The organism is Bacteroidota bacterium, assembly GCA_016183775.1.
GTDB lineage: Bacteria > Bacteroidota > Bacteroidia > JABDFU01 > JABDFU01 > JABDFU01.
In genome coordinates this window covers 1-11,193 of sequence record JACPDY010000158.1, presented here as the reverse complement: position 1 = coordinate 11,193, position 11,193 = coordinate 1, and the positions used below count along the sequence as shown (strand labels likewise).

9 protein-coding genes are annotated in these 11,193 nt (G+C 39.5%); 7 read left to right on the top strand and 2 right to left on the bottom strand.

Annotated elements, in window-relative coordinates; translation table 11 throughout:
- Positions 1-274: 274 nt before the first annotated feature.
- From HYU69_17325 to HYU69_17300, 6 genes are all read left to right on the top strand, one after another.
- Complete coding sequence (locus HYU69_17325) at positions 275-3,511, top strand: T9SS type A sorting domain-containing protein (protein MBI2272104.1); 3,237 nt, start codon at positions 275-277, stop codon at positions 3,509-3,511.
- Positions 3,512-3,630: 119 nt separating this feature from the next.
- Positions 3,631-4,812, top strand: a complete 1,182-nt coding sequence (locus HYU69_17320) for an acyl-CoA dehydrogenase family protein (GenBank protein MBI2272103.1) — start codon at positions 3,631-3,633, stop codon at positions 4,810-4,812.
- A 323-nt stretch (positions 4,813-5,135) separates the two neighbouring features.
- On the top strand, positions 5,136-6,524 hold the full coding sequence (locus HYU69_17315) for an MBL fold metallo-hydrolase (protein ID MBI2272102.1): 1,389 nt from the start codon (positions 5,136-5,138) through the stop codon (positions 6,522-6,524).
- 38 nt (positions 6,525-6,562) lie between these two features.
- Complete coding sequence (locus HYU69_17310; protein ID MBI2272101.1) at positions 6,563-6,973, top strand: STAS/SEC14 domain-containing protein; 411 nt, start codon at positions 6,563-6,565, stop codon at positions 6,971-6,973.
- A 112-nt stretch (positions 6,974-7,085) separates the two neighbouring features.
- A complete protein-coding gene (locus tag HYU69_17305; GenBank protein ID MBI2272100.1) occupies positions 7,086-7,490 on the top strand; it encodes an STAS/SEC14 domain-containing protein in 405 nt (134 codons plus the stop codon).
- Between the two features lie 9 nt (positions 7,491-7,499).
- Positions 7,500-8,429 (top strand): sensor histidine kinase, encoded by a 930-nt coding sequence (locus HYU69_17300; GenBank protein ID MBI2272099.1) that lies wholly within the window; start codon positions 7,500-7,502, stop codon positions 8,427-8,429.
- A 64-nt stretch (positions 8,430-8,493) separates the two neighbouring features.
- On the opposite strand, the gene HYU69_17295 is transcribed toward HYU69_17300, so the two are convergent.
- Both HYU69_17295 and HYU69_17290 read right to left on the bottom strand, forming a co-directional pair.
- Positions 8,494-8,841 (bottom strand): GHKL domain-containing protein, encoded by a 348-nt coding sequence (locus tag HYU69_17295; GenBank protein ID MBI2272098.1) that lies wholly within the window; start codon positions 8,839-8,841, stop codon positions 8,494-8,496.
- Positions 8,835-10,361, bottom strand: coding sequence for a hypothetical protein (locus HYU69_17290; GenBank protein MBI2272097.1), 1,527 nt, complete (start codon positions 10,359-10,361; stop codon positions 8,835-8,837). Before HYU69_17290 ends, HYU69_17295 begins: the two co-directional genes overlap by 7 nt.
- 323 nt (positions 10,362-10,684) lie before the next feature.
- Here HYU69_17290 and HYU69_17285 point away from each other — a divergent pair.
- On the top strand, positions 10,685-11,193 hold a 509-nt coding region (locus tag HYU69_17285), incomplete at its 3' end, for a hypothetical protein (GenBank protein ID MBI2272096.1).

Below are 11,193 nucleotides of genomic sequence, written 5' to 3'. Positions count from 1 at the left end.
TATGCAAACGAAGATGTAATTCAACAGTATATTCACAATCAAGGCAATGAAAAAAATGTTTATAAAAGGTTTCATAAAAATCAATTAAGCTTGTTCGAGTAACGCGATACCTCGAGGCTCTGCCTCGGGGTTATTCATTAAACTACGATTATCTATTAGAATGAATTTACCGGAAGGGATGAATTGATCCGTTGGATTTTACGGAACAAAACAAATCCTAAATGTTTGAACGAAACAAGAATTCACGACAAAAAAACTACAACATGTTAGCAGTATGGACAGGATTATAAAACATATTGTCTTCGGATTATTTTTATTGATACTGCCATTATTCAGCAATGCAAGTGCGGCTGCAACTTATACCGTAACAACTATAGCGGCATCTGGCGCGGGTTCATTAAGTGCTGCTATTGCCTCCGCAACCACAAGTGGCGACAATATAGTATTTGCCATACCCACAGCTACGGGCAACCCTGCAACACGAACAATAACGTTAACAGGCGCACTGCCTGTAATCAGCACAGCAAATATTACGATTGACGGGACCACCCAAACTATAACCGGCTATACCGGTGTGTGCCCCAAAATAATTATCAATGTAAATTCCACTACACGCGATGGAATAAGCAGTACCGCGACCGGAACTGCCATTTACGGACTTTACATAAAAGGAGGGCAAAACGGTTTTTATACAACTAAAAGCGGAGCAATTGTAGGTGCTGCTGGAAAAGGAAATGTACTCAGCGGAAACAGCAATCATGGCATTTATGTAAATTGTGCAAGCACTTTTACAGGAATTACCATTAAAGGGAATTACATTGGTGTTGACACACTTGGCACATCGGTTGAGGTGAACGGAACAAGCACCTCTTTTCATGGAGTATACATTACCAATGCGAGTAGTTCATTATCAGGTGTTACAATAGGAGGATCCGCCTCAGGTGAAGGAAATATAATTTCAGGAAATGCCGGGAAGGGAATTTATATTAACTCCGCATCAGCTACCAGTTCTACAGGAGTAGTTATTAAAGGGAACAAAATAGGGGTTGATGTAAATGGAACTGCAGATCTGGGTAATGGTTCAGATGGTGTTTACGTTTATAAGACAACAGATTGTACAGTAGGAGGAGGCGGCACTTACGAAAACAATATAATTTCAGGGAATGCCGGATATGGTATTTATTATGACCCAACGATAGCTACTACTGCCCCCCATTTCGTTGTTAAAGGAAACTACATTGGCGTAAATGCGGTCGGAACAGCATCTCTTTCAAACACCAGCGGAGGTGTTTACTTGCTCTCAACAGGTAGTAATAAAACGGTTGCCATCGGTGGAACTGTTTCAGGGGAAGGGAATGTGATTTCCGGAAACGGGGGAGATGGCGTTAGTCTATCATGCACGTCTGTGCTTGCCATTACTGTATATGGAAACAAAATAGGCGTGAATGCCGCCGGAACCGCTGTTCTTGCAAATAACGGACATGGATTAATAATAACCTCAGCTACTTTTTCATCATGTATTGTTGGTGGTTCGGGAGCCACTGACGGCAATATTATTTCCGGAAACAGCGGGAAAGGAGTTTACTTAACTACCACCTCATCTTCAGCCGGCTCGGTTATAAAAGGGAATAAAATTGGCGTAAATGCTGCGGGCGATACTGATTTTGGAAATGGTGCAGATGGAATTTATATTATAAACCAGACGGACTGCACCATAGGGGGAAGCACTGCGGCTGAATCGAATGTTATCTCAGGCAATACCGGATACGGCATTTATTTTTCAGCCTCGGTAACTACTACTGCTCCGCATATTCTTATTAAAGGGAATTATATAGGTGCAAGTTCGGATGGTACAATGGGCTTTTCAAATAGCAGTGGCGGAATATACATGCCTGCCGGAGCCGGTGCAAAAACTGTTTTCTTAGGAGGCAGTGCTTCCGGTGAAGGAAATATTATTTCCGGAAATGGGGGTGCCGCCGTTGACTTGAATTCTTCTGGAGCTATAACAGCTACTATTTATGGCAATAAAATAGGTGTTGATGGAGCAGGAACATATGCAATTGCAAATAGCGGGAATGGAATTTCCTTAAACTCGGGTTCAGGGGGCCTTACTGCAACAATAGGGGGCTCCGGTACCTATGAAGGAAATACTATTTCAGGAAATACTTCAAACGGAATTCTTCTGACTTCTGGTTCAACTACAGTGGCAACTATTAAGGGTAACATGATCGGAACAAATTCTGCCGGAACCTCAGCTTTAGGAAATTCAGGTGATGGCATTCAGATGGCGAACAGTGGTTCTAATCTCGCGTTAACAATCGGATCCTCTACTGCTGGTGAATCGAATGTTATTTCCGGTAATTCCGGTGATGGCATTGATTTGGTAACAGTGGCATCAGGGAGTATTACATGTAATATTAAAGCAAATAAAATAGGAACCGGTTCTTCTGCAACGGAGTCGATGGGGAATGGAGGTTATGGAATACGCACCTCAGTGAAAGACGTTGTTATTGGAGGATCTCTGGGAGCTGACAAAAATTATATCTGGAACAATGGAACAGAGGGGGTATTGGTTACTGGTGCAACAACAACCAACGTTTTAATCAGCCATAACAGTTTTATGTGTAATTCAACAAGTAGTGGCATTGGGGGTATCGTGTTAGTTAGCAGTGGAAACGCCAGTAAGTCCGCTCCGACAATTTCATCTGCAAATACCACGACGGTTACCGGCACATCAGGCGCAAATGACAGTATTGAAGTTTACCTTGACGATATTTGCTCAAAAACGGAAGGCCGATATTTCCGAGCTGCTACTAAAGCTACTGCCGGAGGCGCCTGGACTGCCACCGGTTCTTTCAATGGATGTGTAACTGCATTGGCTATCAATCCTTCTGCTCCGCGAAACACCTCTCAGTTCTCATCGTGTGTTTCAACCGGAGTTTTACCTATAGAACTGCTGAATTTTACCGCTCAATACAAGGAGGGTGCAGTTCATTTGAACTGGGTAACTGCTACTGAGACCAACAATAGTTATTTTACTGTTGAAAGATCTTCTGACGGGATTCGCTTTGAAATTATTACTAATGTAACAGGGGCTGGAAATAGTTTATCGAAATTAAGTTACAGCAGTATTGATGCGAAGCCTTTGAAAGAGATTTCATACTATCGCTTAAAGCAAACAGATTACGACGGAAAATTTACCTATTCTAAAATGGTCGCTGTTGAGAATAAAGATGATAGCTTTTTGCTTATATACCCTAATCCATCTGATGGCGGTCCGGTAAGTATTAGTATGAATATGTTTGCTGAAAACGAAGTCTTGTTGGTGTTATATGATTCATTCGGCCAAACGGTATATTCTAAAATCGTTGTTAATGGTGATAATGACCATTATCTCTCAGCCACTATAGGTACTGAAAGTGACTTTGTGCCCGGAGTGTATTATGTTGTTGCCACAAGTAAAAATCAATTGTTCAGGAAGGTACTCGTTGTTTCCGAAAAAAGTAATTGATTTCCCCTTTTGATTGCCTTCTTTTTCGTAAAATCCATTTCAAATCCTACGCTTATAACCCTAATATTTTCATACCTTTAGTTATCGTATTTTAAGTTGAATTATAATTAGTAACATGTATGGCAAAATCAGACAATTTCCAATCGCCCGATTACTATTTAATGGATGAGTTGCTCACAGATGAGCATAAAATGGTTCGGGATACAACACGTGCATGGGTAAAAAAGGATGTGTCCCCGATCGTTGAAGAAGCCTGCCAGAAAGCTGAATTTCCCAAACAATGGATAAAAGGGCTTGCCGGGATTGGTGCATTCGGCCCATATATACCGCAGGAATTTGGCGGTGCAGGTCTTGACCAGATCGCCTATGGATTGATCATGCAGGAGCTGGAACGCGGTGATTCCGGATTACGTTCAACCGCCTCCGTTCAGAGTTCGCTGGTGATGTATCCCATTTATACTTTTGGAAGCGAAGAACAAAAAAAGAAATATTTGCCGAAACTGGCCACAGGTGAATTGATGGGTTGCTTCGGATTAACAGAACCTAACCATGGATCCGATCCTTCAAGTATGATCACCAATTTTAAAGATAAGGGAGATCATTATTTGCTGAATGGCGCTAAGATGTGGATATCAAACGCTCCCTTTGCCGACATTGCTGTTGTCTGGGCAAAGAATGATCAGGGAGAAATTCAGGGCCTGATCATTGAGCGCGGAATGAAAGGGTTTACAACTCCTGAAACTCACGGTAAATGGTCGTTACGGGCAAGTGCTACGGGTGAACTTGTTTTTGATAATGTAAAAGTTCCCAGGGATAATTTAATGCCCAAAGTAAAAGGATTGAAGGGGCCTTTGAGCTGTCTTAATTCTGCACGTTACGGAATATCATGGGGTGCAATCGGTGCCGCGATGGATTGTTATGACTCAGCGCTGCAGTATTCCAAGGAGCGTATCCAGTTCGGTAAACCTATCGCGGGTTTTCAGCTCACGCAGAAAAAATTAGCCGAAATGATCACCGAAATTACCAAGGCACAGTTGCTCTGCTGGCGCCTGGGAGTTTTGAAAAACGAGAACCGCGCAACACCGGCCCAGATATCAATGGCCAAACGCAATAGTGTGAACATGGCTCTGCAAATAGCACGTGAAGCACGGCAGATACATGGTGCCATGGGGATTACAGGTGAATATTCAATTATGCGCCATATGATGAATCTGGAATCGGTGATCACTTATGAAGGGACACACGATATACATTTGTTGATAACCGGAATGGATGTAACAGGTATAAATGCATTTCAGTAAACGCACCCCACCTATATCCTCCCAGGGGAGAACTTTAAAAGTAAAAAGGGAGAGAATAACGAAAAATGAAATTTATTAGCGCTAAGAGGTTGTTTAAATTTATATGAGCGCATTTTTTTCTCAGACGAGGTACTTTTACAGGCAATAGCTCAGCGACCTCTTGCCGAAAAAAAGTAACAGGGCAAATACCCTGTGGGTATTTGAGCCAGGATTGAGCGATTGTCAAGGAAAAAAGGCGCCATAGCAAAATGCAGGGATAAATTTTAAATAACCTCTAAGAGCACCTGAAAATTTTCATCACAGAGATAATTTTAGGAAGGATTATGATAATAGAACAATTATACACCAATTGCCTGGCCGAAGCGGCTTATTATATTGAGTCGGAAGGTGAGGCCGCGATTATAGATCCGATAAGGGAAACCGGGCCCTATTTGCAAAGGCTTAAAGGCAAAGATGCTAAACTCAGGTATGTTTTTGAAACGCATTTCCATGCCGATTTTGTTTCGGGTCACATTGACCTTGCCGAAAAAACAGGTGCAAAAATTGTTTTTGGTCCCCTCGCGGAAACTACATACAACGCCTATAACGCTAAAGACGGAGAGATATTTAAAGTCGGAAAGCTGCAGATAAAAGTACTGCATACTCCCGGCCATACCCCTGAATCATCCTGCTTTTTATTGATCGATGCTTCCGGAAAGGACCATTGCGTATTTACCGGTGATACTCTGTTTGTGGGCGATGTTGGCCGGCCTGATTTGCTGGATGGCATGATGTCGAAGGAAGAATTGGCCGGAATGATGTATGAATCGCTCAACAATAAACTTAAAAAGCTGGGAGATGATGTGATCGTGTATCCTGCCCACGGTCCCGGTTCTTCTTGCGGTAAGAATATAGGAAAAGAAACCTGGAGTACGATCGGTCAGCAAAAAAAAACGAATTATGCGATGCTGGAGATGAACAAAGAGAAATTCATTCAGCTCGTGGCTGGCGGGCTCAGCGCGCCGCCTCAGTATTTTTTCAGTGATGCGGCCATTAACAAGACTGGGTATAATAATATTGATAAAGTGCTTGAACAAAATACACAGGCTATGACTGTTGATGAGTTTAAAGAGGAAATAATAAAAGGCGCTTTGGTTCTTGATACACGTGAAGCGGAAGAGTTTGAAAAGGGATTCATCAAAGGTGCCATAAACATCGGGCTCAACGGTCAATACGCGATATGGGTTGGTACACTCATTGATATTAAACGTCCGCTCGTAATTATTGCGGTTCCTGGTAAAGAAGCCGAATCAATTTTACGATTGGCGCGTGTGGGATACGAAAATGTAAAGGGCTATTTGAATGGTGGTATTGTCGCATGGAAAACAAGCGGTGAAAAACCGGAAACACTATCATCGGTTTCTCCTGAAGCCTTTGCTGCTGTGGCAAATAGTGATAAAACAACCGCATTGGATGTCAGGAAGCCATCGGAGTATGAAAGTGGTTATGTAGCGGGAGCCGCTAATATTGAATTAGCACAATTGAATAGTATGCTGAAAGTCTTGAATAAGGACAGGTCGTACCATTTATATTGCGCCGGTGGATACCGTTCTATGATAGCGGCCTCGATTATGAAGGCGGCAGGGTTTAATAATATCACTAACGTATCCGGGGGATATGGAAAAATAAAAGGAACAGGCATTAAAATTGAGGTGGTTAAAACTGTTGTATAATAATGTTTTTATCCGGCTGTTTTTCACATGAAAGGCCAATGAGTATTAATAGTTCCGATACACGCACTACAGAGATAAGCATTAAATGCGGAAGAGTTTTTTTGCGTCCCGACAATATACTTTGCATTGATCTGAAGGAAGATTATGTTGTAGAAATGACAGATCAGGATGAGATCAATAATGCGATCGGGAAGGTCGCTAATGGGGGTAAATATTTAGTGCTTATTGTGGGTGGTAAGTACACATCATTCAGCCAGGAAGTAATTGAAAATTCAGCGGCTCCCCAGAACTTCAAACATACACTTGCCGATGCCTTTATAATCAACTCAACCCATCAGCGTTTGTTGGCCAACTTTTACGTAAAGGTTGTTAAACCACCCGTTCCAACCCGTTATTTTGAAAGGCAGGAAGAGGCCGTTGAATGGCTGCAATCGCTTTTTAAAAAATGACCTGCCGCCTATATAATGGCAGTAGGTTGAATCATTTGTCCCGTATCCATGTTTGATGAATCTGTTCAGGGATTAAATTGATATATTTATAGCAAGAACCTATTATTTTTGAATGGGACAACGTGAACCCAAGGGAGCGATTTATACTGAAATTTTTACTACATGGCTGGACGAATCCGGCATTTGCAGAACTGTGGTTAAAAAAAACGGAGTGATAGGATTGACAGATGCACAGGAGAATACCATTGTTGTCGGAAAAGTTTCCGGTGATAAATTAAGGCCATTACTCGTTGATCTTCGGAAAATAAAGTCTATCGATAAGCCAGCCCGCGATCACTTTGCTATGCATGGCAGGCAGCCGGGAGTATGCGCTATAGGCATGTTGATCAGAACACCTTTAAGTAAAGTCATTGGAAATTTTTTTCTTGGAATAAATAAGCCGGTGGTTCCCACCCAGCTGTTTAATTCGGAAGCAGCAGCATTGGAGTGGTTGAAAAAATTTATTATAAAATCATAATTCAGAAGTATGAGCCGGAAGAGGGATGGAGTTTACAGTAAAGTATGCAGGATGATCGGAGTTCCTGTCAATAAGAAAGAAAAAGACAAGGAAGCCTTCATGATCAGGGCATTGACTAAAATTGAAAAAGAGTTTAAACAGAATAAAACGGCCCAGCGGAAAACAAATAAGCGGATCAATAACATTTTGAATGTGGTTGAAGCCTATGCAAAGCTTCAATTCGATAGAAAATCTTTTGTCGGAACTTCAGGTGATGATTTTGATGCACTTGCCACAGGTATAAATATGCTGGGGGAGGAATTGCAGTCATCCACAGTGTCACTTAAGGAAAAAGAAGTGCTGTTCAGGGAAGTGCACCACCGGGTTAAGAATAACCTGCAGATCATTTCCAGCCTTCTGAGCCTGCAAATGGATGGGCTTTCCGATAAAAACTCTATAAATTTTTTCGCCGATAATACGCGGAGGATAAGATCAATGGCATTGGTCCATGAAACGCTTTATCAGTCTAAAGATATTTCGGGAGTGGACTTTGCCTGTTATTTGAAGGCTCTTGTCTTATCGGTCAAAGACTCTTATAAAAATGAAAAACCTATACGTGTGCTTCTGGAGGCGGAATCACATCATTTAAAAATTGACACAGCCATTCCCTGTGGACTTATTATCAATGAGCTTATCACCAATAGCTATAAGTATGCTTTTGATGGAAAGGAAGATGGAGAAATTCTTTTAAAGTTTACAAAGGAGAACGTGAAAGGGAAGCCCGGAAACTATAAACTAAATATCAGAGACAATGGGATTGGTCTGTCGAGGAAATTTGATATAAATAAATCTACAACACTTGGTTTGCAATTGGTTTCTATGCTCACGGAGCAACTGGATGGGACATTTTCGCTGGAGAGCAATAAAGGGGTTTCATTTACAATTGATTTTCCGGGGTAGTATAAATTTTACATCCTGCTGTATTTCCGGGAAAGAATCGCCGGATTATTTTGAGCGTCTGATTTTACTGAATGACCGGTAATGTAAAATAAAAAGTTGCTCCTTTGTCAATTTCCCCCTCTGCCCATGCTTTACCTACATGTTTGGTTATTATACGCTGAATGATTGCAAGGCCAATACCTGTGCCTTCAAATTCTTCAGAGCTGTGTGATCGTTGAAATATACCGAAGAGCTTGTTTGCATAGGCTATGTCGAATCCAGCTTCATTATCTTTCACATAATAAATGATCCGGTTTTCTTCTTTGTCGGAACCTATTTCTATCTGAGGATCAGCTTTTTTTGTCGAATATTTTATTGCATTTGCTATTAAATTGATCCATACTTTGTAGTAGGTAAAATAATTAGTTAAAATGAATAAACATTACTGTTTTTATATACTCCCTTTTCCTTGATAATTTGGGCGAAAGGCCGGTTCTCAATTTTACTTTCAAGCCAGGCAATAAAATCGAAATAGTGCAGGATTTTTCCCTCCGTTTTTATTTTTGAGAGCGTTAATAATTCATTTCGAACCTGTTTCATTATTGTTATTAATTCATGCTTGTTATTAATTGCAATTATTTTTCCAATAAATGCCACCATTATTTGATCAAATTTAAAATTACGCTTCGTCTTCATAATATAGCGATGAGTGGAGCGGAGATGTAATTCAATTATATCATAGCGTTTTAATTCATAATATGTAATCATGCGGAGTATCATAGTAATTCCACCAAAGTATTGATCAGGTATATATTTATTCGAATCATTTATAATTTCATTGAACCAAAAGATTGCTTTCGAATAGTTTCCCAAACCAAAGTTCATAACAGCCAGATTAAAGTATAAGATGGAACTGGTATAAGGATCGAGGCCCTTTTGGATATAGCTGGCATTTTTTTGAATACGGTTCAAAGATATTTCACCTTTTTTAAATTCACCGGATTGTATATAGATGTCCAGCATGTTCAGCTCAATTAAAGATTTTCTGTTATATGGAATATCCAATCTGCTTACCTCCTTATGGGCAAAGTCTACCATTTCGTTTTTAGAGATCATAGCAGATGCATTAATCAGACGGCTTAAACTGGAGCCATATTTATCTCTCCAGATCTGGAGTTGCAACATACTTGGATTTTGTTTAACTAATTTTAAAATCTTCGTCCCAGTAATATAGCTTTCGTAGTAGTTGCCGGTTATAGTATAGTACATCAAAAAGTAATCCAGGTAAAAATAGTTCATAAAAAAGGAATCAAGTATGAATCGCTGTTTTTTTAGTTCATTTAAACTGTGGGCCCTTAAATAGCTTATTTGACGAGCTGTTAACCGGTTCCCTGTTATTCGCGTTAATACGAGTATTCGGCGAATTAAATGTACCAGTTTGGATCGTTGAATAATTTTATTGGATAAGCATTCCGTTTCTTCCAGGATTTTTTTTAAACTGTTTTTTTCGGCATCAACAGTATTTCTTAATTTCAATATTTCAAGTTTCAATTCTGTCAATTCGAAGTCATCCGCTATCTGACCTGCTTTTAAAAGCCATTCTTTCTGATCATCAAATAATCCTTTGTTGGCAAGTATTTCTGCCTGGTGCAACATTGTTAATACACGTGCATAGGGAGATTTTTTTAAATGAAACTGATGTAATGCATCTAGTATTAAACCGTACAGCAAATGCTTATTTTTAGCAAATTGTGAAGTGAATTTTTTTTCATTATTCTTTTTTAGAATGTCGGCATCAGTTATTTCGGAGTTTTCACTTATGGTTTTATAAAGTCTTAGTAAGTTGTTGTCCTTTTTATGTTTTGATAAATAAATAACCACATACCTCTTCTCATTAACTTTTAAAGATTTTACCAATCTTAGTAGCTTCGATTTCTTATTCGGATTAGTCATTATTTTATTTTTATTGAGTTTAAAAACGTTTAAATTAACATAAAATAATAATATTTTGTATCAATTGGTTCAATTTATATAAATCGGATTAGTTATATAATCCTATTAATCAGCTTGTAACTCTTTAGTCATTGTAATACATTTATAACACATAAATGTCAAGCATGCGATTCAGCAATCGCGAATAAAAATAAGTATAGTTCATCCGGTATATAATAATTAATTCGTTCATTATTGCCATTAAAAACAGATAGCGGAGTAGTCTTTTGGGAGGGGCAAAGCTGTTGTAATAAAGTTAATTTTTTCAACAATACAAAACTAAGATGAAAATAAAAGCAAATCACATGCGCTCTTTTTTACTTATTTTTTGCTCAATGGTTTTTACAGGAACTTTCAGCGCTAAAGGGGATGAAAAACAGGTCCGACAATGGATGCAAGGCCGTCCCGTAAAGTTTTTGGAGAACCAGGGGCAAATGGTTGATATGAATGGTAAGCCCGTACCTTTTGTATTGTTTAAGGCCGAAGCCCCCGGATTGGATATGTATATTACTGAAAAAGGATTGACCTATGTTTTTATTAAACATAAAGAAGAACACGAAAGGGATGAAAGGGAAAAAGATTATTTGAATGCAATTCCCGAACTTAAAAATAGTGAAAACATAGAAATAGAATGGAGCCGCGTTGACATGATTTTAAAAGGCGCGTCAATCAAAAAAGAGAATATCATGAAAGAGGGCATGTCGGGTTGGGTTAAGAATTATTACCTCAGTAATTGCACTGATGGCATACGTGATGTGCATGCGTATGAAAAAATTACAATAAAAAATATTTA

What these genes read in the sequence shown, in the direction of transcription:
- HYU69_17325 (MBI2272104.1), top strand. Translation starts at nt 275, where the DNA reads ATGGACAGGATTATAAAACATATTGTCTTCGGATTATTTTTATTGATA.
- HYU69_17320 (MBI2272103.1), top strand. Translation starts at nt 3,631, where the DNA reads ATGGCAAAATCAGACAATTTCCAATCGCCCGATTACTATTTAATGGAT.
- HYU69_17315 (MBI2272102.1), top strand. Translation starts at nt 5,136, where the DNA reads ATGATAATAGAACAATTATACACCAATTGCCTGGCCGAAGCGGCTTAT.
- HYU69_17310 (MBI2272101.1), top strand. Translation starts at nt 6,563, where the DNA reads ATGAGTATTAATAGTTCCGATACACGCACTACAGAGATAAGCATTAAA.
- HYU69_17305 (MBI2272100.1), top strand. Translation starts at nt 7,086, where the DNA reads ATGGGACAACGTGAACCCAAGGGAGCGATTTATACTGAAATTTTTACT.
- HYU69_17300 (MBI2272099.1), top strand. Translation starts at nt 7,500, where the DNA reads ATGAGCCGGAAGAGGGATGGAGTTTACAGTAAAGTATGCAGGATGATC.
- HYU69_17290 (MBI2272097.1), bottom strand. Translation starts at nt 10,361, where the DNA reads ATGACTAATCCGAATAAGAAATCGAAGCTACTAAGATTGGTAAAATCT.